The sequence below is a fragment of the Roseibium sp. genome (assembly GCF_051016195.1).
In the GTDB taxonomy this organism is placed as follows: Bacteria; Pseudomonadota; Alphaproteobacteria; order Rhizobiales; family Stappiaceae; genus Roseibium.
The window spans coordinates 2,103,876-2,129,281 of the sequence record NZ_CP134616.1 but is presented as its reverse complement, the minus strand read 5'-3'; the positions used below and the strand labels follow the sequence as shown (position 1 = coordinate 2,129,281).

Genomic DNA, 25,406 nt, shown 5'->3' with positions numbered 1-25,406 from the left:
TCAAACACAACGCGTGCCACCTGGATTCTGGCGCCGGCTGGTGCGCTCGCCGAGTGGGCTGATCGGGTTGACCATAGTCCTCATTCTGATTTTCTGCGCTGCCTTTGCAGACGTGCTGGCGCCTTACAGCCCGACAAAGATGGGGGCCGGCGGCCGCTTTCTGCCACCTGGTGGAAAGTATCTTCTGGGAACCGATGAATTCGGCCGGGACATGCTTTCCCGAATTTTGTACGGCAGCCGCATCACGCTCCTGATCGGCGCAGTTGCCGTCGGCATATCGCTTACGGTCGGCATGCTGGTCGGCATGATCGCCGCATTCTGCCGTGGGTGGATCGAGGCGATCCTCATGCGCGGCACTGATGTGCTCTTTTCCTTCACGGAAACGCTGATCGCGCTCAGTTTCGTTGCCGTACTGGGCCCCAGCCTGCAGAACGCTGTTATTGCAGTCGGGGTCGCAGGCGTTCCGTTCTATGCGCGAACCTGCTACTCGGCAGCGCTTGTCGAAACGTCGAAACCGTATTTTGAGGCAAGCATCGCCGCAGGTGCAGGCCCCGCCCGACTTGTTCTCACGCATCTCCTGCCAAATGTTCTGCCAACGATGATTGTTGTTGCGACCCTCGGCGTTTCCACCGCCATCCTGGCGGCGGCAGGGCTCAGTTTCCTGGGTCTCGGCGCGCAGCCGCCGACTTCGGAATGGGGATACATGCTTGCCGGATCGCGCGACTACATCAATCGGGCGCCGTGGTTGATGACAATCCCAGGATTGGCGATCGCCATTACGGTCCTCGGCTTCAATCTTCTCGGCGACGGATTGCGGACAAGCCTTGACCCGGTGGAGCGGAAATGAACGCGCTCCTCTCCGTTCGCGACCTGGCGGTTCATATAGGAACACGGCCTTTGGTCGAGAACATCAGTTTCGACCTGAAAGCCGGAGAAGTTCTGTCTGTTGTTGGCGAAAGCGGCTCGGGCAAGAGCATGACCGCGAAGGCACTCATGGGATTGCTGCCGCCGGCGGCAACAGCAACCGGCAGCGCAGAGTTCGATGGAGTTGATCTACTCAAGGCTGGCACCGCGCCTCCGCGGGGCACGGGGATCGGACTTATCTTCCAGGAGCCCATGACCGCGCTTACTCCCGTGCTGAACATCGGGCTTCAGTTGACCGAAGCTCTCGTAAGCCACCAAATCTGTGACACAAGTGAAGCACGGCGCAGAGCCGTCGCGATGCTGGATCGGGTCGGCATCCCTCAGCCTGAGATGCGGATGCGCCAGTTTCCGCACGAACTGTCCGGTGGAATGCGCCAGCGCATCGTCATTGCAATGATGATGCTGCTCGGCCCCCGCGTTCTGATCGCAGACGAACCCACAACAGCCCTGGATGTCACCGTTCAGGCTCAGATTCTGGACCTTTTGCGCGAGATCGTTGCCGAGACGGGTATCGGTCTCATTCTGATCACTCACGACATGGGGGTGGTCGCCGAAATGTCCGACGCGGTCCTGGTAATGAAATCTGGACAGGCCGTTGAGCATGGTCCAGTGACCCAGATCTTCAAAAGCCCCAAGGCGAACTACACACGCACCTTGCTCGATGCGGTCCCCCGCATTGACAGCGCCAGGGAGCAGACAGAAACGAAGCAAGACGTTCTCCTATCCGTAAATGACATTAACAAGACCTTCAACGGCCGGGGGCCTCACCTGTTTCGCAGCCACGGCACCCGGGCACTCGACCATGTTTCGCTGAACGTTCGAACAGGGGAGACGCTGGCGCTGGTTGGAGAGAGCGGATCGGGCAAGACAACCCTTGGCCGGGTCATCGCCCGGTTGACGGAGGCCGATTCAGGCAAAATTCAACTGAACAGCCTGGATCTGACCGCCTGCAAGGGACCTCGTCTGCGCGCGGCGCGGCGGCAGGTTCAGATGATCTTTCAGGATCCGTATGCGTCCCTCGACCCGCGTCAGACGGTCGGTTACACGATCGCAGAACCATTGATTGTCCATGAAAAGTTGCGGCGCTCCGAGCGAACCGAACGCGTCAGGCAACTCATCGAGAAAGTCGGTCTCGAAGCAGATATGGCCCGGCGCTATCCGCACGAATTTTCCGGCGGTCAACGCCAGAGGATTGCCATTGCCAGGGCGATCGCGGCCAGCCCCTCACTGGTCGTCGCGGATGAACCGACATCCGCACTCGATGTTTCGGTTCAGGCTCGTATCCTGGATCTGCTTGAGGAGTTGAAGCGCGGCGAGGAACTTACGATGCTGTTCATCTCGCATGACCTCGCGGTGGTTCGCCAGATTGCGGACAGGGTTGCCGTTATGCGGCACGGCAAAATTCTCGAACTGGGACCCACGACACAAATATTTGCCGCACCCCGCCACCCTTATACGCGCGCATTGATTGATGTGGTGCCGGTCCCGGATCCTGCACGCAAACGAGGTGTGCGTCCGGCTTTGAAGGGGAGCTACCCTGCCGGCCCTCTTGTTGAGGCTTCCCCCGGTCACTGGGTGGCGTCATGACCGTCGGCATCGCGGCAACCGGTCCGAATGCAGGCGCGGGCGTCCTCGCAGGCCTTCGTGCGATTGAGGCGATCGGCCAAGGCGCAATTGGCGGGTTCGTCAGTCTTGCGGTTCTGTCCGAGGATCAACAACTTATTCGGTCAGAAACACAGACGGATGGCGTGAGTGGGCTTGTCCAAGGTGCACTTCCTGAAACCTTGCTTGGCGCACCGTTCGCCGCACTTATCTCCAGCGGTCCGAACCGGCCTGTCCCCCTGGCCCAGTTCGTTGCGGCAAAGCCGGGTGTCGGGCTTGTCACCGGTCATCGCTTTCCACAAATGCCGGCCGATGATGGCATACCACTGAACGCCCATGTTCTGGGTGCAATGGAACGTGGTCAAACACCACAAATGGCCATAGCTGAAGTCGTTGATCGGTTTCCGGACCATGATGCAGGATTTGTCGCACTCTCAATTGATGGCACCATCGCCGTTGGCAACATGCCTGCGGTTCTTCTGCGACGGGATCATGGGTGCGCGGCGCGCACCCTGCAGAACCCTCCGGTGTCTGTCGCCACAATCCATAACGCCATACATCCAAAGCGCGTTCTGGCTGACATGATCAACGACGTTGTTCTTGAGGAAATGTTGCGTCACCCGGCTGCAGACCACTGGATAATTGCGGCGCAAGGTATCCGGTTGGCGAAAGGTGAACGCCCAGAAATTCATATCGATCACGACGACAAGGTCGTTCAAATGCTTCATCCGCAGGCGACGCGGCACCCAGATGCAGTTCCCTTTGGTCTGGGCGATCAGGTACGGATCATACGCAATGGAGAGTTCGTCGGTTGGTTGGGATATGAACCTTTCATGATCGTCAAAGACGGAGTGATCGTGACCATGGACGGCAAACCAAGTCTGGAATTGCCTGTTTTCGGCAGCCGGGGATTCAATTGGTAAAGTCCGCGCTATTCTCTCTTCGTACCACCAAAACCGAGTGTCCTCTCGGCGCGTAACTGATCAACCCCCATCACCAAGACAGTCCGTCAGCGAGCCAGACGCTAGTAGATTAGCGGCAATCGTTGGGGGAGCTGTGAGATCTTGGTGATCTTCAGCATGTTCTGGCGACCGAAAATATGTTCGAGTGCGGTTTCATCCGCATTGCCGGGTGCGATGCAGAACACGTGTCCTTCTCTGCAGCAAAGCAAACCAAACGATATGGAACAGCGCCCAGGAAAAGCGGAATCGAGGGGCAACGCTCGATGTCAATCAAACGCTCCCGTTCATGAGCCTTCTTTGCCCACACGAAAACTATGAGACATTTCTCTCTCGCCGAAAATTGTCCCCGCATAGTTCTTCAAGTATATACTTGAGAGCTGACAACTTGCGAAACGACAACGAGCACAGGCACCTTTGACCCAGTCCCTACACAAGAAAATTCTCGACGATGTCCATAGCAAGATCGTGACCGGCGAATGGCCGGCGGGACACCGAATACCTTTCGAGACCGATCTTGCAAAACACTATGGATGTTCGCGCATGACAGTGAACAAGGCCTTGAGCCAGTTGTCCCGGGCCGGCCTGCTGGAACGCAACAAGAAATGGGGCACCTTTGTCAAGGAACCGCAGACACTGTCGGCAGCACTGGAAATCTCCGATATCCGCAAGGAGGTAGAAGATGCCGGGAAAACATACAGTTACTCACTACTTAGTGACACGATCAGAGCCTCAACCGATCGGGAAGCGCAGCAGCTTGACCTCTCCAGAAGCGACCCGGTGCGAGACATCACCTGCTTGCATTTCGCGGACAGCGAGCCGTTTTGCCTGGAAGAGCGGATTATCAATGTCGGCATCGTTCCGGGCTTGAAAGAGATCAGCTTTGACAGCGTCTCGCCTGGTCTCTGGATGTTGCGGAACATTCCCTGGAACATCGCTGAACATCAGATCCATGCGCTCGCAGCAGATGGCGCTATCGCGAAAACGCTCCAGGTTCCCGATGGCTATCCATGCCTTGTCGTCGAACGCAAGACCAGGCAGAACGAAGGGTTTGTGACAATTGCCCGCCTGTTCTATCCCGGCGACAAGCACAGACTTGTCGCCAGTTTTACACCGACCGGTGCCAGTTAGGACCATGAGTGCACAGCTCTGAAGGAACGAGGATGCTTGGCGGCAATAACCTTCAATGACAGTCGGCGACGTAAAACCCCGCACCCGTGTTCCGGACCAACAACACCTGGAGCGTGCCCGCTGCCGAAGCGCCACGGCATCCCCTCGCCTCCGGCACAGGTTCACCGCTGGAGAAAAACACCTTTCGGCTGCAGTTTTTTCAGTGTGCGCCAGGTTCACCGGCATTGGAAACATCAATCAGCGTTTTGATGCCAGTCGCTTTGCCTGAGCAAATCCGGGCGTATTCTGCCGGTGTGTCTTCCAGCGAGACCCTGTGTTCAACGAGCGGTCTGAAACGATCGGAATGCCGTTCAAGCAGCTCCACAGCGCGGGGCAATTGATCTTTGAATGCGTGGCAACCGACAAGCGCCAGCTCCCTTTCGACTGCGCCGACAGGATCGAACGGAAACGTTCCGGATCCGATTCCGACCAGCCCCAACGTCGATCCACTCAGCTTCGCAGCAAGATTGCAAATGACTTCCACGTTGCCGGTCGTGTCGATCACGTGGCGCACGGTTTTCCCGGGCAGGCTCTCGAACTGGTCGAAGGCCGCAAGATCAACCGGACGCCCCGCACATGCCGTGGCAACGGTTTCAACGCGGAGGCGGTCGCGGTCACAAAAGAGGAGCGGCCGTTGGCAGAGAATATCGGACGCTACGGCAATCAACGCGCCAATCGGCCCGCAGCCGACCACCAGCAACGGATCATGGTTTTCGATCCGAACCCGGTCGAGAGCATGAAGTGCGACTGCAAGCGGCTCGGAAAGCGTTGCAATATCCAGATCCATCGAGGGATCACAGGCAAGGACCAGCCGTTCAGGGAGCGTTGTGAAATCAGCAAACCCGCCGTCGATGCTTTCGCCGACAAATCCCAGCTTGCTGCACAGGTGATTGTTGCCTTGCAGGCAGTTGCCGCATTTTGTGCAATAGTCCCTGGAGTCGGCGACGACCTTGTCGCCGACCGATAGTCTTGTGACCCCTTCCCCCACCGCATCAACCGTCCCGGCAAATTCGTGACCCGCGATTGAGGGTCGACGTGAAATCCATTGACCCGTCTTGTAGTTGTGAATGTCCGATCCGCAAATGCCTGCAAAGGCCACCTTGATCCGGACCTCTCCCCTGCCCGGCGCGGGCGCAGGATCAACATGCTCAAACCTAATGTCCAGCGGATCGTGAAGCCGCACTGATCGCATGCAATTCACCCTTCCAGGTAGGGGTCACGCATCTCCGACACGGCATTTTCATGCGATGAAAAACCTTCGTAACGTGCGAGCACTCTGGAATGCTTCGCCATTTCGGCATAGGCAGGACGGGTTACGTAGCCAACGGAACTGCACTTCACGAAATCATGCACCGACAAGGGACCATAGGTCCGCGCGCCGCTGCTGGTCGGCAGAACCGCATTCGGTCCAAGTGCGAAGTTTCCGATGCAAACAGGGGTGTGCGGCCCCATCAGGATCTCCGCTGCTTCAGTGATGTGTCCCAGATGCTCAAAGGGTTCCGTCGACAGCAATTCAAGATGCTCGGGCGCGTAGTCGTTGATGAAACGGTAGCTCTCTTCCACGCCAGAAGTCAGTATCACGCCACCGTTGTCGCCGCACAGCACCGCACGTGAAAACCCGACCCGCAGGTCCGTCATTTTCGCCCAATGGTTCGGCAATGCCGCAAGCGCTTCTTCGGCGACGCGTCTCGAATGGGTCACCAGATAGGCGGAGCTGTCGGGTCCGTGCTCGGCCTCGATCAACAGATCAAGCGCCGCAAGGCCGCCATGTACCGTATCATCCGCAAAGATGATCGCTTCTGAAGGGCCGGCTGGCAGGCCGGGATCAATGACGTTCGAGAGCAATTGTTTGGCAGCCACGACCCAGGGGCTGCCCGGCCCCACGATCTTGTGCGCCGGACGGACCGTTTCAGTCCCGAACGCCGCGGCCGCGACGGCCTGCGCACCGCCGCACTTGTAAACTGTCTCGACACCTGCGATACGCGCGGCCACGAGCGTCGCCGCATCGACACCGCCATCCGGCGTTGGCGGCGTGAAGATAGCCAGTTCTGGAACCTCTGCCACCACGGCCGGAACCGACGTCATCATGGTGACCGAGGGAAAGGCCCCCTTGCCGCGCGGAACATAGAGCGCGACGGAACGGATCGGGGTGTACCTGTCCCCGGCAAATGCGCCGGGCTTGATTTCCTTGAACCACATCGGCGCCGGTTTTTGTTCCTCGTGAAAGCTGCGAATATTGGCAATGCCGTGCCGGATCGCCTCGATAACCTCGGCATCGACCGCTTCAAAGGCGGCATCGAATTCCGCTTCGCTGGCCTTTAGCGTTGCAGCGGTCAAGGATGTCGCGCCGTCAAAATCCTGCCCGAAGCGCACAAGCGCTGCGTCGCCTTCCGTTTTCACCGCCTCAATGATCGGCTTGGCTTTTTCCATGAAACCGGAGAGATCCGCTTCGGAGCGTCGCAGAAGATCGTGATACGCTTCCGAGCTCAAGCTGCTGAGTTCATGGAAGGATACTTGTGACATAGACCCACACCTTTCGAGCGCCAACCGGCGTTACTTGGACTTCAGGAACACTTCCAGACCGACGATCCTGTCAAGAATGATGATCGCCAGCGCAGCGACCGCGATAAAGACGACGGACACCGCCGCAAGGTCGGGCGTTATGATCGCCCGGATCGAATTGTAAATCTGAACGGGCAGCGTCACGATCCGGGCATCAACAAGCAGCAGGCTCACCAGAAATTCGTTCAGCGAGAGAATGAACATCAGCAACGCCCCGGTGATCACGCCCGGTGTGACCGCCGGCAGCGTCACGTTGAAAAAGGTCTGCAACGGACCCGCACCGCAGCTTTGTGCGGCAAGTTCAAGATCCGGATCCAGCGATGCGGCGCTGGAGGACACGGCCCATATCATGAATGGTAGGTTGATGACCGCCGTCGCGATACCGATCGGCCAGAGGCTTCCCAGAAGCCTCAACTCGCCGAACAGAAGCATCAGGCCGATGCCCGACCCGATGAGGGGCACAGTGAACGGCAACAGCAGATAGATCTGCAGCGCTCCCGCCCATTTCACCTGATACTTGGACAGGGCGATCCCCGCGAGCGTTCCGGCAGGCACCGACACGGCGACGCAAATACAGGCGACAATGACAGAGCGCAAAAACGCCTGCTGAAGATCGCGCTCTCCCAGTATGGCCACGTACCACTTGAGGGAAAACCCGTCGGGTGGAAAGTCTATGATGCTACCGGCCGTGAAAGACGCTCCGAGAACCACCAGTGTCGGCGCGGACAAGGCCACGACGCAGAGGATTGCCACGGACCAGAAGACAATTGTTTGCGTGGGTGAGCGATTCATTTCCGGTTCGCCCCCAAGGCCAGCGTCCCGGCGCCGAATACCGCAAAGACAAGGCCGACAGTCATTGATCCCACGGCAATAAGGATAAGCGTCAGCGAGGCCCCGAAGCCCTGATCGGACGTCCTGAAAAACTGGTCGTAGATCGCATTGGCGACGAAGTCCTGCGAACCACCGCCCAGAATGGCCGGCATGGCAAAGTCCGTCAGCGAAAGGGTCAACACGACCACACCCGCGCCAATCAGGCCAGGCCTTGCCATCGGCAGGACCACATGGAAAAGCGCCCTGACCCAGTTGGCACCGAGAGACGTTGCAGCCGCTTCGATATCTTCGGGAATTGCCGTCAGAGCAGGTGCCAGCATCAGGACACCGAATGGCAGCATGTATTGAACAAGTCCGAACAGAACCGCCGGATAATTGAAAAGAAGACGCAGCGGTTCGACGCCAACGAGAGCAAGCGCATCGTTAACGATGCCCTGATTTCCGAGAATGATCAGCCATCCGTAGGCGCGCACGACCTGACCGATGAAAAACGGAAGAAACAGCGCGACAAGAAGGAACTTTCTGAGTAACGCGCTGGATGTCCTCACCATCACGTAGGCGTAGGGAAAGGCAAGCAGCAGCGTAACCGCGGTTACGATGACAGCCCCAACGAGGCTGCGCCAGATGACTGTCGCCGTGAAACTCTCCGAAAAGGCACGCTGGTAGTTTTCAAGTGTCCAGTAGTCGGAAAAGAGGAACGTGCTCCGGTCAAGTACGCGAAGCGACGAATCTCCTATGTAAAGCAGGCCGACCGCGAGCGTGCCGACAAGAAGGACAGCTGGCGTCAGCAAGAGGTAGGGCGTCAGCCGGCCGCCGCCTCGCGGCAGCACAAGGGCAAAGGCCGCTTCCAGCACGTCCATGAAACGCCAGCTGATCGGGTACGAAGTCTTGTATCTGCGCATGAAGGGCTCGAATGGGTGGGATGCCGGGCAGGTCTCACCCGCCCGGCTTGGACCAGTTTGCCTGCGATCAACCCTGCATGATCTGCTTGAATTTCGAGAACCACTCGCTCTCGTTTTCCACCTGGATCTGGCCCGAAATACGGATCAGTCGTTCGAAGTCTTCAGGCTTGGTCGGGTAGGACGGATCTCCAGCCAGACCTTCCGGAGGTGTCAGCCCGGGCACAACACCCGGCAGTCCGAGCCCATCCAGCCAGACCTGCTGGTTTGCCTGGGTCAACGCGGAATTGATGTACTCCCTGGCCCAGTATAGATCGGATTCGGAATGACCTTTCGGAATCCACAGACCGTCCGTATCGAACTTTGCGCCTTCTTCGGGAACCGTCCAGGCAATGTCGACACCGCTTCTTTTCGCACCGAGCGCGTTCGTGGAAATCGTGCACGCAGCATCGATCTCGCCTCGCTGGAACCACGTGACGAAATCCGGATCCTCACCGAGCAGCGGGTTCTGCGCCTTGATCTTTTCGACGAACTCCCAGCAGGCATCCATGTTGCCCGGGATGTCCTCAAGCGTGCCGCCGCCCGCGACCTGTGCCGGGAAATGAAAGCCGATACCGTCGTTGTAAAAGGCGATCCGGCCCTTGAATTTCGGATCGAGAAGATCGTGATAGGACTTCGGAGGACCATCGGGGAAGGCTTCCGGACGATAGGCGAGCACGTAGACGTAGCCGTAAGTGTTGACGATCGGATAACCGTCCACGCCGACCGGCTTTGCAAGATCAGTGGTACCGGAGAGGTTGGACAGGTCGGACAGATCTTCGCAAACGCCCCTGAGGGCTGACTTGGTGGCGTTCGTTGTCGTGTCCCAGTTGATGTGAATGGGCGGCGTCCGATTCTGCGCAACCGCGGCCCAGACTTTCGGCTGGATTTCATTGTCCTCCGTCAGGTCGTGAACGATGCGAATGCCCGTTTTTTCGGTGAAGGGATCCGAAACGCCGTTCTTGAGCGCCTCCACCCATGGACCTCCCCATGCACGGATAATGAGTTCGCTCGGCTTGTCCGGTTCAGCCGCCCGTAACACGGAAGGCATCGAAACAGACGCAAGGCCGGTTGCGCCGACGGCGGCCGATGCTTTGAGAAGAGATCTTCTGTTCAGTTTTCTTTCAAAGTTCATGTCGTTCCCCTTTTCATGGACTAACGGCACTTCTTCGCGCCTTGTTGTTTGGCCGGGAAAATCTGCAAATCCCGGTTCTTCCACCCTATGTGCACGAGGGCGCCCGGTTCGAGGGCGCTCTGATCATTCCGATCGTGATGAATAATTTTCAGCGTCTCGCCGCCGAGCTCCGGGACCTCGACTTCGTACACATGGCGTTCGCCTTCAAAAATCGCGTCCAGAACGGTGCCCCGGAAATCGGCATCAAGTCCCGCCATCGACTGTCCGGCTGACGCAATACGTATCTGTTCCGCGCGTATCGCCCCCTTGATCGGCGTTCCGTCCTCCAGGGCAGCGGCCCCGCCGTGAACGCCCATCAATTCGACATTGCCGAACCTTGCGGTCGCGTCAGCGCTGGTGACCCGCGTCAGGATCCCGGAAAGGTCGTTGGTCACACCGACAAAATTGGCGACAAACGGGTTGCTTGGCATCCTGTACATCTGTGTCGGTGCCGCATTTTGCTGGATTTCACCGTCATTCATCACGATGATCTGGTCGGAAACGACCAGGGCTTCCCGCTGGTCGTGAGTCACGTTGATCGTGGTGACACCCAGTTCCTTCTGTATTCTACGGAATTCAAGCTGCATTTCTTCCCGCAGCTTCCGGTCAAGGGCGGCCAGCGGTTCGTCGAGTAGGAGAAGATCCGGTTCGAATACCAGCGCCCGTGCGATCGCCACGCGTTGCTGCTGTCCGCCCGACAGTTCATGGATCCGCCGGTTTTCGAGTCCGTCGAGCCGCACCAGCTTCAGATACTCCGCCACCCGGTCCGGGATCGTGCGCGCATCAAAGCGACGCATCTTCAGGGGAAAGGCCACGTTCTCCGCAGCCGTCATGTGCGGAAACAAGGCAAGCTTTTGAAAGACCATGCCGATCGAGCGCTTGTTTGCCGCCACCGCTCGAACCGAACGGCCGTTGATCAGGATTTCGCCGCCGGACGGTGTCAGAAAACCGGCGATCAAGCGCAGAAGTGTTGTTTTGCCGGACCCCGACGGGCCAAGGATCGTAAGAAACTTGCCGTTCTCAAGTTCGAAGCTTGCATCTTTAACAGCTTTGAACGTTCCGAACGTCATCTCGACGTTAATAGCCGAGACTGCCGCCGCTTGGATCTCAGTCACTCTTTGCTGCCTTTGTGCGTCGCGAGACATGACAGGGCTGGTCTGCCGATACGCTATGTCTATACATGAAATCGAAATTGCGAATTCTTGTCAAGACATGCGAGGCCTCTCCGGAGCATATGCCGCCAGGCACACTCCCGTTAGGTCAAATTGCGGCAAGATAGCCGCCGTCGATCCCCAGGCATTGACCGGTGATGTATCGCGAGGCATCGCTGGCCAGAAACACCACCGCGCCCTTGAGGTCCTGCGCATCGCCAAACGTCCCGAGCGGGATTTTTGCGAGCATCGCGGCCTTCCAGGCATCATCCTGATAGAAGACGTCCGTCAACTCCGTTCGAAAGTAACCCGGAGCGATCGCATTGACACGGACCTTCTGCGGCGCCCATTCCGCGGACAGGGCCCGGGTCATGCCGAGCAGCCCGGACTTGGATGACGTATAGGGCACTGCGGTTGGCACACCGACATACGACGTCAGGGAACAGACGTTGATGATAGAACCGCCACCGCTCTCAAGCATGTGTCGGGCCGCTTCCTGCGCGCAGAAAAAGGCACCTTTCAGGTTGATCGAATTGATCCGGTCCCAAAGAGCCTCGTCGACGTCGAGAGACGGACAGACCTCTTCGTAGCCGGCATTGTTGATGAGAATGTCCAGCCGACCCGCTTCCCTCGCAAATCCGGCCACTTCAGATTTCATCGCCGGGACATCCTGAACGTCCAGCTGCATTTTGTGTGCGGTTCCCCCGGCATTCTCCACCAGCGATTGCGTCTCTTCAAGGGAGCCCAGGAACCTCGATGTGATCGCAACGGTGGCTCCAGCCTCCGCCAACCCGACCGCCATCGACTGGCCGAGGCCCCGGCTCGCGCCTGTGACCAGTGCCCGTTTGCCGGTCAGATCAAAATTTACCGGTGCCATAGTCTTGCTTCCCTCCGGCTCATGCTATTATGTATATACATAGACGCGTTCAATTCAACTGTACCCCGTCTGACACGAGCACCAGCACGAGCCCGCGATGACCGATCTGGACAAACTAATCCGGCCAAGCCTCAAACAGCTTGAACCCTACAATTCGGGTCTGTCCATCGCGGCGGTCCGGACGCTTTGCGGACGTGCGGAAGTGAACCGCCTGGCATCGAACGAGAACCCTTTCGGACCTGCACCAGACGTGCTGGAGTATATCCGCAAGCAGCAGGATCATTTGCACATATATCCGTCAAGCGAGGCATCCGACCTGCGGACCGGGCTTGCAGCGTATCTCTACACGGATCCGGACCTGCTCGTTTTCGGCAACGGTTCTGAAGAACTGTTGTCGATCATTTTTCGCAGTGTAATCGAGCCTGGCGACAGGGTGATTACGCTTTACCCTTCCTTCCCGCTCCACGAGGATTACGCAGTTCTCATGGGCGCCGGCATCGAGCGAGTGGCCCTGAGCGACGACCTGACCATCGATGTCGACAAATTGGTCGAGGCCGCCGGCAAACCCGCAAAACTCCTGATCTTTTCACATCCCGTCAATCCTGTAGGGTGCTGGATGTCGCGCGACGACCTTTTGAAGGTGTTGGATGCCCGGCATCCGGAGACCCTGCTTGTGCTCGACGAGGCCTATTTCGAATTTGCCCTGAACGGGGACTACTGCGGCGGACTCGACCTTCTGGCGCCGGGCAAGGGACATTGGATCGTTCTCAGAACGTTTTCCAAGGCCTGGGGGCTTGCCGGCCTCAGAATAGGATATGGCGTGTGCAGCTCTCCCGCCTTGGCAGCGGCCCTTGACCTGACCAAGACACCCTTCAACACAAATACGCTCGCCCAGAGCGCTGCCTTGCTTGCATTGGGCAACGAAGCGCACATGAAGAAAAGCGTCGCAGCGATTGCCGCAGAACGCGACAAGATGCGTGCGGCATTGTTGGAACGGGGCTTTCGCGTCGCACCGACGCAAGCAAACTACGTATTCTTTGAAACAGACCTGCCCTCGGCTGACTTGGCGGACACCCTCATGCGCCTTGGCACATTGGTCAAGCCCTGGAAGCAGGAGGGTTTCGACAGGTTCATCAGAGTGACCGCGGGACGACAAGAAGAAAACCGGCAATTTCTTGAACACCTGGACAGCATCGGGGCTCAGGCTTGAGCCGGACTGTGCTGCCAATCGGAACACCGCCTAACGTCCTCATCCGGCCGGAACACAAATTCCAGCATTTTCCTTTCCGCTCTAAACCTGCCGATTTAGCGGTCGATTGAGCGTGTTTCTTGGAGTGCAAAACAAAAAAAGCCCGCAGGCTTTTGCAATGCGGGCTAATATTGGTTGCGGGAGCAGGATTTGGTGTTTTTTTGCCCTTGTGCGTCGGGCTTAGCCCTCCTTGAAGGGGCCGGGGGAGGTTCTCGCCTGTATCCCCCACCCGAATACGACAACAGCCCCACCCCTTACGGGATGAGGCTGTTGTCGAATTTGGTTGCGGGAGCCTGATCACACCGAGACTTTAACGATTGGTGCTTTTGATGGCATGCATGGAACTGACGGACCTTCCAACAGTTTAACGTCGGCGGTTTCATAGCGAATGCCGCTTGCATTGTCTCCATACCCGCCGTTCTTCCACCCCGGAAATTATTTCCGAAAGCCCTCGGCGCTCGAGCCGCCGCGGCCTGGTCGGCGTTAAAAGGCGAGCGGAGCACTTGCACGCTTTCCAGGCAAAATATCCGCAAACCAAACGGGTTTGCGTGAACAGTCTGCAACGCTTTTATGAACTCCGCCCGCCGTCATGAGGCTGTAAATCGGACGCGCTCCATTCATCCCGCGACTTGAAGAAACGGGGTGAAGATGACGTCGGTTTGCTGCGCATTACGACAGTGCTCTTCCGCGCCGTTTGATCCGGTTTCGCGGGTTTTGGCGCGACAGGCATTCGACGCCGCTCGACGGGTTCGATTGAGGGAGTACTGATGCATTTCATCCTGATACGGACAGCAAGAGCGATATTGACGATGGTCTTCGTCGTGACGGCTGTGTTCTTTGCCAGCCGATATTCTGGAAATCCAATCGACATCATGTTCCCCGAAGGGCTGAGCCCGGAAGAATATGCTTTCTGGGAACGCTATTTCGGCCTGGACAAGGGTTTTTTCGCGCAGTACGTCGCCTATTTCCGCGGCCTTCTGGAAGGCAATTTCGGCCTCAGTCTTACCGAGTTTCGCCCTGTTACCGAGATCTACGCCGAGCGTCTTCCCAATACGATTATCCTGTTTGGCGGAGCCTTTTTACTGGCGATAACGGTCGGGCTTCCGCTCGGGATCTATGCGGCGGTCAAGCGCGACAAACCTGTTTCGACCGCCATCATGGCCGTTGCATTCTTTGGATACGCCATTCCGAACTACATCCTCGCCATTTTCATGATCCTGATTTTCAGCTTCACGCTGCATCTGATGCCGTCCTCCGGCAACATGACCTGGGTTCACTTCATCATGCCGATCATAACCCTCGCTCTGGCGATGATGGCCTGGAATATCCGTTTCACGCGCTCGGCGATGCTCGAAGTTCTCAACGAAGACTTTGTTCGAACCGCCCGTGCGAAGGGCCTCAGGGAAGCGCTCGTCGTGAACAAACACGCCCTTCGCAACGCCATGATCCCGATCGTCTCGAATCTGGGGCTGCAAGTTGCCGGTTTCGTCGGCTGGGTCGTTCTGGTCGAGGCGGTCTTCGCATTGGAGGGCATTGGCTCCCTGATCGTGCGCGGCGCTCTTTTGCGGGATTTTGCGGTCTTGCAGTTCGGCGTGATTGTCTGGGCCGCGGTCGTGATCGTGGCCAATCTTCTCGTCGACATCATCTACGCCATTCTCGATCCGCGCGTGCGGATCGCAAACTAACAGTCGCAAGTCAACCTTTGGGGCAAGGACCTAGCGCTCAATGACCACTGCCGAAACGGTAACACTCGAACCGGACACCGAAAAGCGCCAACCATCAAAACTCTGGAAAGGCGTCAAGAGCGCCAATTGGCTGATCAAATTGTGTTTCGTCGTTCTGGTGACCCTCGTCACGATTGCTCTGCTGGCGCCGGTTCTTGCAACGCATGATCCAAACGCCCAGAGCCTGTTGTCGCGACTGCGTCCGCCGATCGGCTTCGATGGCTACAAACCAGGGTACTATCTCGGGACAGACGAACTCGGGCGCGATCTTTATTCGCGCGTCCTCTACGGGCTGCGGTTCACCTTGCTGATCGCCGTGATCGGATCGCTCATTTCCATGCTGTTAGGGTCCACGATCGGTATCCTGTCCGGATACTTCGGCGGCATTATCGACAACATCCTGATGGGTCTGGTCGACATACAAATCGCCTTTCCCTTCACGCTGATGGCACTACTTGCGGTGGCCGTTTTCGGAACGGATCTGACGATTTTCGTGGTCATCATCGGTCTTGCGGATTGGGACAAGTATGCCCGCGTCGTCCGTGGCCAGGTGTTGTCCATCCGCGATGCCCCCTTCATCGACGCGGTACGGGTCACCGGGGCAAGCCCTGCCCGTATCGTTCGCCATCACATGCTGCCGAACATCGCTTCGCCGATCATTGTCCTTTGGACATTCGGTGTTTCCAACGTGATCCTGCTGGAAAGTTCCTTGTCCTTCCTTGGCCTGGGTGTCCAGCCCCCGACCGCGACGCTCGGGTCCATGACCGGCTTTGGCCGCGACTATCTGGCGTCCTACCCGCATATCGGATTGGTACCGGCCTTCACGATCCTGGTGATCGCACTGGTTTTCCTGCTTCTGGGCGACTGGCTCAGAGACACGCTTGACGTTCGTTTGAAGCGTCAGGCCTGACAACAGCTCCGGGCCGGCCTCTCTTTCAAAATCACCCGGTCCGGAGCCTGCAATGACTCAATCATCGCAAGGGGAATACTGACAAATGAAACACTTGATCGCAATCAGCGCCGTTGCCGCGCTCTTGTCGTCAACAGCGCTTGCACAGGAATTGAATGTCGCGACCGCGAACCTGTCCGCCTATATTGATCCAGGCGCGGATCACTCCAATGTCGGCTCGCAGTTTTACGTCAATTCCATGGAGCCACTTCTCTTCAAGGATCCGACTTCGGAAGAAAACTCCTTCGGCCCCGGCCTTGCCGCGTCCTGGAAAGTGACCTCCCCCACCGAGATCGAGCTGACCATTCGTGAAGGCGTGAAGTTTCACAACGGCGAAGACATGACCATGGAGGACGTGGTCTGGAGCCTTGAGAACATGATCACTCCGGGCTATCCGGCGCGCATCGAGCGGTCCAAGGAATTCTTCGGCAACGTCAAAAACCTTGAAGTCGTTGACGACAAGACCCTGAAAATCGTGTCCGAAAAGCCGGAGCCGCTGATCGAGCTGATCCTTGCTGCCCAGCAGGCAATGATCCTGCCGAAAGACTACACGATGGGTCTGTCCGGTGATCCGAACGCTACAGAAGAAAGCGACTTCATCGCCTTCCGTCAGGCTCCGGTTGGAACCGGCCCATACAAATACGCCGAGTTCACGCCGGAAACGCGGATCGTATGGGAAAGGTTCGACGATTACTGGGGCGAAAAAGCGCCATACGAGCGTGTGAACGTGCGCCGTATCCCGGAACTGGCCGCGCGCGTGACCGCACTGGTGAACAAGGAAGTCGACCTCATTACCAACGTGCCACCGGATCAGCTTGACGTGATCAACGGCACGCCGGGCTTCAAGACCGCAGGCGGTGTGACGCCTCTCTTCCACCTGATGTATTTCGGTGGTGGCGAAAAGGGCAGTATCATCACCAAACCGCTCCGTCAGGCCATGGTCAAAGCTGTCGACCGCAACCTTCTCAATGAAGCGCTGTGGGGCGGCCAGGCTGTCGTGCCGAACACGCATACCTACCCGCAATACGGCCCCTATTATACGCCGGACATCGTGACGTTCGAATATGATCTGGAAGGCGCCAAGAAGATCATCGCAGACAACGGCCTGGAAGGCACCAAGCTGCCCTTCTATACGGACCCTGTCTACTACACGAACGGTTTGCTTGCTGCCCAGGCGATGCAGGAAATGTGGCGCGAGATCGGCGTCGAAATCGAACTGAAGGTCGTAACGTCCTGGAATGATCCGGGCACGCCCGGCGGCTGGGGCTCCAAGGACCAGGTTCACAACTGGTCGAACCCGATGTATTTCGCCGACCCGCATGGCTCGTTCGGCAAGATGTGGGCGCCGGAAGGTGCCGGCATGACACGCGGTCTCTGGGATCCATCCATCGGCATGGACGAATGGGCGAAGCTCTATGAAGCATTCCGCTTCGAGACAGACATCGAACTGCGCAACATCGCCTATGAAAAGCTGATGGAACAGGTGAAGGAAGACGCTCCGTTCCTCGTTCTCTACCAGCCCTTTGAAAGCTGGGGCATGCGGGAAGATCTCGATTGGGCGCCTTATCCGGGCCACATCCCCTATGTCCTGGATTTCCGTGCCGGCTTCATCGGCGACGCCAAGAACGGCATCACGCGATAAAAAAGACACGGGGGCCTGTCAGGCCCCCGCTTTCCATTGAAAAGGTTGCTCGCAATGTCAGACCCAATCTTGTCGGTCCAGAACCTTCGTGTCTCCTTTGGTTCGGGCGAAACAAAAGTCGAGGCCGTGAAAGGCATCTCCTTCGACCTGATGCCTGGCGAGACGCTGGCGATTGTCGGCGAATCCGGGTCAGGCAAGTCGGTCTCCGCCATGTCCACCATGGCCCTCATTCGGCAGGCCGGGGGAAAAATCGATGGCGGAAAGATAATCCATGACGGCCGGATCGACATGGTGACGGCCACCGAGCCGGAAGCCCGCGCCGTCCGCGGCAATGAAATCGCGATGATTTTCCAGGAGCCGATGACCTCTCTCAACCCGGTCTTTTCGGTCGGTGAGCAGATCATCGAGCCGCTCATTACCCATTTGGGTTTTTCAAAGGCCGAGGCAAAGACACGTGCCCTTGCTGCCATGGACGAGGTTCGCATTCCCGAACCTGAGCGCCGCTTCAACCAGTATCCGCATGAACTGTCAGGCGGCATGCGCCAACGCGTGATGATTGCGATGGCCCTGGTGTGCGAGCCGAAGATCCTCATCGCGGATGAGCCGACAACCGCGCTGGACGTTACGATCCAGGCGCAAATCCTCTGGCTGATCAAGAAGCTGAAGGCCGATCACAGCACCGCGGTGCTGTTCATTACCCATGATCTTGGCGTTGTCGCCCAGATCGCCGACCGTGTTGCCGTCATGCAGACCGGGAGCCTGGTGGAAATCGGGCCGGTCGAACAGATTTATCAGTCTCCGTTCCATCCCTATACACGGCGATTGCTCAATGCCGTGCCGGTGCTTGGAACCGCGGTTGCAAAACCGTCCGTCAAAGCGACAGACATTCCGATGCTCGATCTGGAAAACGTGTCTGTTCGCTATCCCATCCGCTCCGGATTGCTGCGCCAGGTCAAACACGAGGTGCTGGCGGTGGATCAGGTGTCTTTTTCAGTGCCCAAACGCACGACGCTCGGTCTTGTCGGTGAATCGGGGTGCGGAAAGTCGACAATTGCGCGCGCGGTCATAGGGCTGGCCGAGCCTAGCTCCGGAACGGTCAGGGTAGACGGCACAGACACGTCAACGCTGTCCCATGAGCAACGTTTCGCCTTTCGGGCCAAGACCGGAATTGTCTTTCAGGACCCCTTCGCGGCACTGTCCCCCCGCAGAACGGCGTTCGACCAGATCGCCGAACCCATGATCATTCATAAATGGGGAGACCAACCCAAGATCCGAGAGCGGGTCAGGTGGCTGCTCAATCGTGTCGGGCTGTCCGACCAGCATCTCGACCGGTATCCGCATGAATTTTCCGGAGGACAACGCCAGCGGCTCTGCATCGCGCGTGCGCTTGCTCTGGAGCCGGATCTCGTGATTGCGGACGAACCCGTTTCAGCGCTTGATGTTTCGGTACAGGCCCAGGTGCTGGAACTCTTTTCCGAGCTTCAGCGCGAACTCGGTCTGACCTATCTCTTCATTTCCCACGATCTGGCGATCGTAGAGCAGGTCAGCGAGGCTGTTGCGGTGATGTTCATGGGGCGTCTCGTGGAGTACGGTCCGGCAAAGACCGTGCTGTCAGATCCGGCGCATGACTACACAAGGAACCTCCTGGCTTCGATCCCGGTTCCAGATCCGGCAAAGCCGATGGCAACGCCTCAGCTTTATGACGAAGGCCGCAAGTCACCTATCGCGCCAAGGGGTGCGATCACCGAACCGATTGATTTTCGCGAAGTCTCCACCGGCCATTTTGTTGCAGCCGCCTAAGGAGCAGGGGCCCCGATTTTAATGCGCCAGCGCAGAGCCGCGCCGCCTCCAAAGGACATGTCCTTTTCGAAAGTTTCAATGAGGGCACCGCCACACTTCTCAATAACCTTTGACGAGGCGACATTGTCCGGATCGGTTGTCAGCTCTACCCATGGCAGTTGTAAAGGTTCGATTTCCTTCAGCAGCGCACCCAGAGCCGCCGTCGCATGGCCCTCGTTCCGTCGCCAGGGAACGACAGCATACCCGATGTGACCAAGCACGTGCGAGGGTAACACCGCCGTGCCTTGCTGCCACCGGAAACCAATGCTTCCGCAAAAACCGTCCGCCCAGATCCAACGGGTAAAACTTGGCAGCCGCTGAACATTGGAGCCATCCGGCAGCACGACTTCCGGTCCCTTGGCCTCCCTGTCCTCAAGACCTTTCAGAAAGTTATCCGGATCAAGCGCTATCTTTTCCAGCTGCTCCCTGGCGGCTTCACGCGGACGCACGTTGTTCGCAGACCAGCCACGGCGGAGCGCACTTTCATATTCGGCCAGCATTGAGGGATCAGGGCGGCGCAATTCCGACATTTCTAAAGAGACCACGCGAAGCCAAAGCCTGACGGATATCGACAGAGCAGATTTTCAAGACACAGGGCTGTCGCCGCTCAGTGCAACACCCATCGGCACAAAAGGAATAGCACCCCGGCATCATCAAACAGAGCAGCGCCATGCGCATACTTCGCAGGTTTGCGTGAAGGTTCTTTGACCCTTTCGCTGCATCGGCGCTTTGAAGCCCGCGCGTCACAAACAAGCGTTAGCAGAGGTCTTGTAATACGGAGGCACTCGAATGCTTGACGCGTTTTCGGCTCCTGGCCGTTTTTTTAAAGGCAATCTGCACGGACACAGCACGAATTCAGACGGCGATCTTTCGCCGGAACGGCACTGCAAGTTCTATCAAGACGCCGGGTATGATTTCGTTTGTCTCAGCGACCATTTTCGCGAGGTCTACGGATTTCCCGTCACTGACACGTCAGCCTACCGGAACGCGGGTTTCACAACGATTTTGGGCGCCGAGCTTCATTCGGGAAACATCGGCAATGGCGAAATCTGGCATATTCTGGCCGTCGGACTTCCTCCGGACTTCGCTCCGACTGATGCGGGTGAATCCGGGCCCCAGCTGGCGCAGCGCGCACTTGATGCCGGCGCGTTCGTCGCCATTCCGCACCCGGACTGGTACGGACTGACGCTGGATGACGGGCTCAGCCTGCCTGAGGGTGTCCACGCTGTTGAGGTTCATAACAGCATCTGCACGGCGACCGGTCGCGGCGAAGGCGGCTACCTCCTTGATCAAATGCTGACGGCTGGCCGCAAACTCGGCGCCATCGCTGTCGATGACGTCCATCGCTACCAGCGGGACGCGCTTGGCGGCTGGGTCAATGTGAAGGCAGAAGCCGGATCGCCGGACGCTTTGCTCGATGCGCTCAAGCGCGGTGCCTACTACGCATCAACCGGCGCAGAAATTCTTCACCTCGAACGGAACGGCGACTGGATCCACGTTGAAACCTCACCAGTTGACAGCGTCTGGCTTCTCGGCCGCGGCGCTAAGAGTACGCATGTTTTCGGTGAGGGCATCGCGCGCGCGAAGCTGCCACTGGAACCCTTTGTCGGTGGCTGGGCGCGGCTGGTGATCCGGGCAACTGACGGTGCCCGCGCCTGGACCAACCCAATCTGGCTCGACTGACCTTTCACCCAAGGAGAACCTCATGAGAAAACCTATGTTGACCACGGCTCTGGTCGCGCTGGGTTTGGGCGTCGCCACGATGCCGGTCCAGGCGCAGGAAATGCGCATCGCACTTTCCACATTCGAAAAAGGTCTCGACCCGCAGGACAACACCGGCAATTCCGGTGCGCCGATGCTCTATCAGATCTACGACACGCTGATTGAGCGCGACAGTTTCTCAACACCGCTCTCGTTCAAGCCTGGCCTTGCGACGGAGTGGACCCAGATCGAACCGACGGTCTGGGAACTCAAGTTGCGCGAAGGCGTGGTGTTCCACAACGGTGACACCTTCGATGCCGATGATGTCGAGTTCTCGCTCGACCGCATGTATCATCACGAAGACCCTGAATTCTTCAGTGCGTGGGGCCGCTGGCATTACAATTTCAAGGATGCGGAGGTCATCGATCCCTACACAATCCGCATTCACACCCTCCGACCCGAACCCGCCTTTCTGACCTTGATCTCGTCACGCTCGGCCGGCATCACGTCGAAGGATTACCAGGAAGAGGTGGGCTTTGACACGGCCAAGCTCAACCCGGTCGGCACCGGCCCTTACAAGGTCGCAACATTCGTGCCTGGCGAAAGCCTGGTTCTTGAGCGCTTTGACAAGCACTGGGGAGAGCCTGCCGCGCTCGACAAGGTCACAATGCTCCACGTGCCCGAGGTGGCCAGCCGGATCACAGGCCTAGTGAACAACGAATTTGATTTAATCACGAACATACCGCCTGATCAGGCGAATACACTTAACGTCGAGGGTGTCCGCACCCAGGGTGTGACCTGGCCCATGTTCCATGTGTGGCTGATTCACCAGAACGTCGCCCCCACCGACAACCCGCTGGTCCGTCAGGCATTGCGCCTTTGCACCGACCGCAAGGCTCTTGTCGATGGCCTCTGGAACGGTCTGGCCGAAACACCGACGGCACACCAGTTTGCCGAATATGGCGCACCGCTTTACATCGAGGGGCTTGACCTCATCAAATACGATCCTGAAGAAGGCCGCCGTTTGCTTGCCGAGGCAGGCTACAACGGCGAGGAGATGGTGGTTTCGCATGCTGGAAACTACTACCTTTATGGCGATCTCGCCGCGCAGGTCATCCAGCAGCAATGGGCCGAATGCGGTTTGAATTTGCGCCTCCAGGAAGAAGACTGGGCGACCTTTCACGGCTCGCAGCCCCACGACAGCATCAACTTCCGCACCTGGTCGAACCCAATGTACTACCCGGATCCCATGGGTGCGATGGATACGCACTGGTCGCCCAAATCCTGGGCATCGCAGCGCAAGCTCTGGACCCCTTCGCATCCTGAATGGGAAGCAACCTACGAAGCCGCCAGGTTCGAAACGGACCTGGAAAAACGCCGCGCGGCCTACCAGCGCCTTCTTGAGATTTCCGAGGAAGAGTCAGGCTGGCTGCTGCTCTACAAACCCCATGAGCTTTATGCCATGCGCGAGGGCATCTCGTTCGATATCCCGATCGCACAACGGCCCTACGTTATTCCGCTGCGCGGCGGCGAAATAACCGTGAAGAAGTAAGCACGTTTCAAACCTTTAGCGGGCGGCAAAACCGCCCGCGGACAAAGCGACGGTGCCCCGCACCGCTGGCAATTGGGATCCCCCTTTTCAGGAGTAACAGCATGCTTTCCGCATTCTCCAGTCCCGGCCGTTTCTGGCGGGGCAATCTGCACGGTCACTCGATCGTTTCAGACGGAGCGCTGGAGCCCGAGGAAGTCTGCCAACGCTACGAGGCGGAAGGGTACGACTTCATCTGCCTCAGCGACCACTTCATGAGCCGGTTCAACTTTGCAATCGCCGACACCAGCGAATTCCGTTCCAACAAGTTCATGACGATTATCGGAGCTGAGATACACGCCCCTCAAACCTCACGCGGCATGGACTGGCACATTCTTGCCGTCGGGCTGCCCCACGATTTCCCGCCCACGGCTGCTGGCGAGACCGGCCAAGAGCTCGCCAGACGCGCTGCGGAAGCGGGTGCCTTTGTCGCCGTTGCCCATCCGTACCTGTCCGGTCTGACCATCGACGACATCCTGTCAATCGATGTGGCGCATGCCATTGAAGTCTTCAACACCACCGCCGCAATCCGCTACGGGCGGGGAGATGGATCCGTACATTGGGACCTTGCGCTCCAGGCAGGGTGCAGCCTTGGCGGGATCGCCGTCGATGACAGTCACTTCCGGCAGAATGCCATGGACGGCTTTGGTGGCTGGGTGATGGTCAAAGCCCAGGAAAATACGCCTGAGGCTTTGGTTTCCGCACTCAAGGCCGGTGACTACTACGCCAGTCGGGGTCCTGTCATCGAGACAATCACACGTGACAACGGAACGCTTTCAATTCGCTGTTCGTCTGCAACCCAAGTCACGCTCGTGGGCAATGTCGGTGAGGCCGTGCACGTCTCGGGAACGGCCCTGACCCGTGCGGACCTGCCCCTTGACCGGTTCGGCACAGGCTGGTGCCGCCTGGTGTTGCGCGACGCCTCCGGCCGTCAGGCCTGGACCAATGCGCTGTGGCTCGATTGATCACTTAAGCAAGGAGGAATTCATGAGAAAACTTCTACTATCGACGGCAATGTTGGCACTGGTGATGAGTGCCAACGCCGGTGCTCAGGAATTGCGCGTCGGGCTTTCCACGCACATCACCAACATGGACCCGCAGGACCAAACCGGTAACAACGGCGCCCCCATGCTCTACCAGATCTACGACACGCTGATTGAGCGTGACAGCTTCTCCAATCCGCTCACGTTCAAGCCGGGTCTTGCCACCGAGTGGAAGCTGGTTGAGCCGACCGTCTGGGAACTCAAGCTACGTGAAAACGTCAAGATGCATGACGGCACGACGATGGATGCCGACGATGTCGCCTTCTCGCTGAATCGGATGATCCTTGAAAAAGACCCGGAATTTGCCGCTGCCTGGGGCCGCTGGTTCTACAATTTCGAGAAAGTCGAAGTGGTGGACCCGCTGACGGTGCGTATCCACACCCTGCGTGCCGAACCAAATTTCGAGACGCTGATCTCGGCCCGTTCGGCCGGTATCACCTCAAAGGAGCACTATGAGAAGCTGGGTTTCGAAGATGCCGCCCTGAGCCCGGTCGGCACCGGTCCTTACAAGGTGACCGAGTTCGTGCCGCGTGACCTGGCCGTCATGGAACGTTACGACGATTACTGGGGTGAAAAGGCCCCTTTTGAGAAAATCGAATTCAAACATGTGGAAGAGGTTGCATCCCGTGTGACCGGCCTCGTCAACGGCGAGTTCGATCTGGTGACCAATATCCCGCCGGATCAGGAAAGTGCCGTCCAGGCCGATGGCATCAATACCATGGGTGTCACCTGGCCGATGTTCCACGTCTGGATTATCGCCCAGAACACTCCACCGACCGACAATCCCCTCGTCCGCAAGGCCCTGCGCCTGTGCACGGACCGCCAGGCCATGGTCGATGGCCTGTGGGGTGGCAAGGCGCATGTTCCTCTCGCCCACCAGTTCGAGGAATATGGTGCGCCGTATTTCATTGAAGGACTTGAGCTGATCAAGTTCGATCCGGAAGAAGGCAAGCGTCTGCTGGCTGAGGCAGGCTACAACGGCGAGCCTGTCCTGGCGCAGTTCCCGCGCTCCTATTACCTTTACGGGGATCTGGCGGCACAGGTCATCCAGCAGCAATGGGCCGAATGTGGCGTCAAGCTCGAGCTCCAGGAGGTCGACGAGATCGACTATGAACGGATGAACGTGCGCGCTTGGTCGAACCCGATGTACTATCCGGATCCTATGGGCGCTATGGATACCCACTGGTCGGACAAGTCCTGGGTGTCGAGCCGCGGGCCGCTCTGGTCTCCCTCCCACCCGGAGTGGAAGACGACCTATGAAGAGGCGCGTTACTCCACAGATCCGGAAGTTCGCAAAGACGCCTACCGCAAGCTTCTCGACCTTGCCGAAATAGAGTCCGGCTGGATCCTGCTCTACGAGCCGCACGAGCTCTACGGCATGCGCGATGGCTTGTCTTTCGAAATCCCGGTTGCACAGCGCCCCTATGTCCTGCCGCTGCGCGCCGGCGAAGTGACCATCGGCGAGAACTACTGAAACACATGG

21 protein-coding genes are annotated in these 25,406 nt (G+C 58.2%); 13 read left to right on the top strand and 8 right to left on the bottom strand.

Going from position 1 to position 25,406, the window contains the following annotated elements; genetic code table 11:
* Positions 1-67: 67 nt before the first annotated feature.
* The 4 genes from RDA78_RS09850 to hutC all read left to right on the top strand — a co-directional run bounded on the left by RDA78_RS09850 (position 68) and on the right by hutC (position 4,616).
* Positions 68-847 carry an ABC transporter permease gene (locus RDA78_RS09850; protein WP_434055136.1) on the top strand — a complete coding sequence of 260 codons (780 nt, stop codon included), beginning with the start codon at positions 68-70 and terminating at the stop codon, positions 845-847.
* Positions 844-2,511 carry a dipeptide ABC transporter ATP-binding protein gene (locus RDA78_RS09845; RefSeq protein ID WP_434055135.1) on the top strand — a complete coding sequence of 556 codons (1,668 nt, stop codon included), beginning with the start codon at positions 844-846 and terminating at the stop codon, positions 2,509-2,511. The genes RDA78_RS09850 and RDA78_RS09845 overlap by 4 nt, the downstream gene beginning before the upstream one ends.
* Positions 2,508-3,449: a DUF6963 family protein gene (locus tag RDA78_RS09840; RefSeq protein WP_434055134.1), complete on the top strand. Its 942-nt coding sequence runs from the start codon at positions 2,508-2,510 to the stop codon at positions 3,447-3,449. Before RDA78_RS09845 ends, RDA78_RS09840 begins: the two co-directional genes overlap by 4 nt.
* A gap of 453 nt (positions 3,450-3,902) precedes the next feature.
* The gene (gene hutC, locus RDA78_RS09835) at positions 3,903-4,616 is read left to right on the top strand and encodes a histidine utilization repressor (RefSeq protein ID WP_434055133.1); all 714 of its coding nucleotides are present in this window, start codon (positions 3,903-3,905) and stop codon (positions 4,614-4,616) included.
* Positions 4,617-4,815: 199 nt separating this feature from the next.
* Here the strand turns inward: hutC and RDA78_RS09830 are convergent, their stop codons facing one another.
* From RDA78_RS09830 to RDA78_RS09800, 7 genes are all read right to left on the bottom strand, one after another.
* Positions 4,816-5,847 carry a zinc-dependent alcohol dehydrogenase gene (locus RDA78_RS09830; protein ID WP_434055132.1) on the bottom strand — a complete coding sequence of 344 codons (1,032 nt, stop codon included), beginning with the start codon at positions 5,845-5,847 and terminating at the stop codon, positions 4,816-4,818.
* A 5-nt stretch (positions 5,848-5,852) separates the two neighbouring features.
* Entirely contained in the window at positions 5,853-7,178 is a 1,326-nt protein-coding gene (hisD, locus tag RDA78_RS09825) for a histidinol dehydrogenase (protein ID WP_434055131.1), read from the bottom strand.
* Between the two features lie 30 nt (positions 7,179-7,208).
* Positions 7,209-8,009 (bottom strand): ABC transporter permease, encoded by an 801-nt coding sequence (locus RDA78_RS09820; protein ID WP_434055130.1) that lies wholly within the window; start codon positions 8,007-8,009, stop codon positions 7,209-7,211.
* Complete coding sequence (locus RDA78_RS09815; protein ID WP_434055129.1) at positions 8,006-8,950, bottom strand: ABC transporter permease; 945 nt, start codon at positions 8,948-8,950, stop codon at positions 8,006-8,008. Before RDA78_RS09815 ends, RDA78_RS09820 begins: the two co-directional genes overlap by 4 nt.
* Positions 8,951-9,017: 67 nt before the next feature.
* Positions 9,018-10,121, bottom strand: coding sequence for a PotD/PotF family extracellular solute-binding protein (locus RDA78_RS09810; protein ID WP_319384320.1), 1,104 nt, complete (start codon positions 10,119-10,121; stop codon positions 9,018-9,020).
* A gap of 20 nt (positions 10,122-10,141) precedes the next feature.
* Complete coding sequence (locus RDA78_RS09805) at positions 10,142-11,305, bottom strand: ABC transporter ATP-binding protein (RefSeq protein ID WP_434055128.1); 1,164 nt, start codon at positions 11,303-11,305, stop codon at positions 10,142-10,144.
* 115 nt (positions 11,306-11,420) lie between these two features.
* Positions 11,421-12,188: a glucose 1-dehydrogenase gene (locus RDA78_RS09800; RefSeq protein ID WP_434055127.1), complete on the bottom strand. Its 768-nt coding sequence runs from the start codon at positions 12,186-12,188 to the stop codon at positions 11,421-11,423.
* Between the two features lie 97 nt (positions 12,189-12,285).
* Here RDA78_RS09800 and hisC point away from each other — a divergent pair, with 97 nt between their 5' ends.
* From hisC to RDA78_RS09775, 5 genes are all read left to right on the top strand, one after another.
* Entirely contained in the window at positions 12,286-13,398 is a 1,113-nt protein-coding gene (gene hisC / locus RDA78_RS09795; protein WP_434055126.1) for a histidinol-phosphate transaminase, read from the top strand.
* Positions 13,399-14,204: 806 nt separating this feature from the next.
* Positions 14,205-15,122, top strand: coding sequence for an ABC transporter permease (locus tag RDA78_RS09790; protein WP_434055125.1), 918 nt, complete (start codon positions 14,205-14,207; stop codon positions 15,120-15,122).
* Positions 15,123-15,162: 40 nt separating this feature from the next.
* On the top strand, positions 15,163-16,071 hold the full coding sequence (locus RDA78_RS09785) for an ABC transporter permease (protein WP_434055124.1): 909 nt from the start codon (positions 15,163-15,165) through the stop codon (positions 16,069-16,071).
* A gap of 85 nt (positions 16,072-16,156) precedes the next feature.
* The gene (locus RDA78_RS09780) at positions 16,157-17,752 is read left to right on the top strand and encodes an ABC transporter substrate-binding protein (protein WP_434055123.1); all 1,596 of its coding nucleotides are present in this window, start codon (positions 16,157-16,159) and stop codon (positions 17,750-17,752) included.
* A 54-nt stretch (positions 17,753-17,806) separates the two neighbouring features.
* Positions 17,807-19,552 (top strand): ABC transporter ATP-binding protein, encoded by a 1,746-nt coding sequence (locus RDA78_RS09775; RefSeq protein ID WP_434055122.1) that lies wholly within the window; start codon positions 17,807-17,809, stop codon positions 19,550-19,552.
* Here the strand turns inward: RDA78_RS09775 and RDA78_RS09770 are convergent.
* Positions 19,549-20,091: a GNAT family N-acetyltransferase gene (locus tag RDA78_RS09770; RefSeq protein ID WP_434055121.1), complete on the bottom strand. Its 543-nt coding sequence runs from the start codon at positions 20,089-20,091 to the stop codon at positions 19,549-19,551. The genes RDA78_RS09775 and RDA78_RS09770 overlap by 4 nt on opposite strands.
* A 289-nt stretch (positions 20,092-20,380) precedes the next feature.
* Here RDA78_RS09770 and RDA78_RS09765 point away from each other — a divergent pair, with 289 nt between their 5' ends.
* The 4 genes from RDA78_RS09765 (at position 20,381) to RDA78_RS09750 (ending at position 25,397) form a co-directional block, all read left to right on the top strand.
* Positions 20,381-21,274: a PHP domain-containing protein gene (locus RDA78_RS09765; RefSeq protein WP_434055120.1), complete on the top strand. Its 894-nt coding sequence runs from the start codon at positions 20,381-20,383 to the stop codon at positions 21,272-21,274.
* Between the two features lie 22 nt (positions 21,275-21,296).
* A complete protein-coding gene (locus RDA78_RS09760; RefSeq protein ID WP_434055119.1) occupies positions 21,297-22,844 on the top strand; it encodes an ABC transporter substrate-binding protein in 1,548 nt (515 codons plus the stop codon).
* A 101-nt stretch (positions 22,845-22,945) separates the two neighbouring features.
* Positions 22,946-23,845 carry a CehA/McbA family metallohydrolase gene (locus tag RDA78_RS09755; protein ID WP_434055118.1) on the top strand — a complete coding sequence of 300 codons (900 nt, stop codon included), beginning with the start codon at positions 22,946-22,948 and terminating at the stop codon, positions 23,843-23,845.
* A gap of 22 nt (positions 23,846-23,867) precedes the next feature.
* Positions 23,868-25,397: an ABC transporter substrate-binding protein gene (locus RDA78_RS09750; RefSeq protein ID WP_434055117.1), complete on the top strand. Its 1,530-nt coding sequence runs from the start codon at positions 23,868-23,870 to the stop codon at positions 25,395-25,397.
* Positions 25,398-25,406: the final 9 nt, after the last annotated feature.

What these genes read in the sequence shown, in the direction of transcription:
- RDA78_RS09845 (WP_434055135.1), top strand. Translation starts at nt 844, where the DNA reads ATGAACGCGCTCCTCTCCGTTCGCGACCTGGCGGTTCATATAGGAACA.
- RDA78_RS09840 (WP_434055134.1), top strand. Translation starts at nt 2,508, where the DNA reads ATGACCGTCGGCATCGCGGCAACCGGTCCGAATGCAGGCGCGGGCGTC.
- RDA78_RS09830 (WP_434055132.1), bottom strand. Translation starts at nt 5,847, where the DNA reads ATGCGATCAGTGCGGCTTCACGATCCGCTGGACATTAGGTTTGAGCAT.
- hisD (WP_434055131.1), bottom strand. Translation starts at nt 7,178, where the DNA reads ATGTCACAAGTATCCTTCCATGAACTCAGCAGCTTGAGCTCGGAAGCG.
- RDA78_RS09820 (WP_434055130.1), bottom strand. Translation starts at nt 8,009, where the DNA reads ATGAATCGCTCACCCACGCAAACAATTGTCTTCTGGTCCGTGGCAATC.
- RDA78_RS09815 (WP_434055129.1), bottom strand. Translation starts at nt 8,950, where the DNA reads ATGCGCAGATACAAGACTTCGTACCCGATCAGCTGGCGTTTCATGGAC.
- RDA78_RS09810 (WP_319384320.1), bottom strand. Translation starts at nt 10,121, where the DNA reads ATGAACTTTGAAAGAAAACTGAACAGAAGATCTCTTCTCAAAGCATCG.
- RDA78_RS09805 (WP_434055128.1), bottom strand. Translation starts at nt 11,305, where the DNA reads ATGTCTCGCGACGCACAAAGGCAGCAAAGAGTGACTGAGATCCAAGCG.
- RDA78_RS09800 (WP_434055127.1), bottom strand. Translation starts at nt 12,188, where the DNA reads ATGGCACCGGTAAATTTTGATCTGACCGGCAAACGGGCACTGGTCACA.
- hisC (WP_434055126.1), top strand. Translation starts at nt 12,286, where the DNA reads ATGACCGATCTGGACAAACTAATCCGGCCAAGCCTCAAACAGCTTGAA.
- RDA78_RS09790 (WP_434055125.1), top strand. Translation starts at nt 14,205, where the DNA reads ATGCATTTCATCCTGATACGGACAGCAAGAGCGATATTGACGATGGTC.
- RDA78_RS09785 (WP_434055124.1), top strand. Translation starts at nt 15,163, where the DNA reads ATGACCACTGCCGAAACGGTAACACTCGAACCGGACACCGAAAAGCGC.
- RDA78_RS09780 (WP_434055123.1), top strand. Translation starts at nt 16,157, where the DNA reads ATGAAACACTTGATCGCAATCAGCGCCGTTGCCGCGCTCTTGTCGTCA.
- RDA78_RS09775 (WP_434055122.1), top strand. Translation starts at nt 17,807, where the DNA reads ATGTCAGACCCAATCTTGTCGGTCCAGAACCTTCGTGTCTCCTTTGGT.
- RDA78_RS09770 (WP_434055121.1), bottom strand. Translation starts at nt 20,091, where the DNA reads ATGCTGGCCGAATATGAAAGTGCGCTCCGCCGTGGCTGGTCTGCGAAC.
- RDA78_RS09765 (WP_434055120.1), top strand. Translation starts at nt 20,381, where the DNA reads ATGCTTGACGCGTTTTCGGCTCCTGGCCGTTTTTTTAAAGGCAATCTG.
- RDA78_RS09760 (WP_434055119.1), top strand. Translation starts at nt 21,297, where the DNA reads ATGAGAAAACCTATGTTGACCACGGCTCTGGTCGCGCTGGGTTTGGGC.
- RDA78_RS09755 (WP_434055118.1), top strand. Translation starts at nt 22,946, where the DNA reads ATGCTTTCCGCATTCTCCAGTCCCGGCCGTTTCTGGCGGGGCAATCTG.
- RDA78_RS09750 (WP_434055117.1), top strand. Translation starts at nt 23,868, where the DNA reads ATGAGAAAACTTCTACTATCGACGGCAATGTTGGCACTGGTGATGAGT.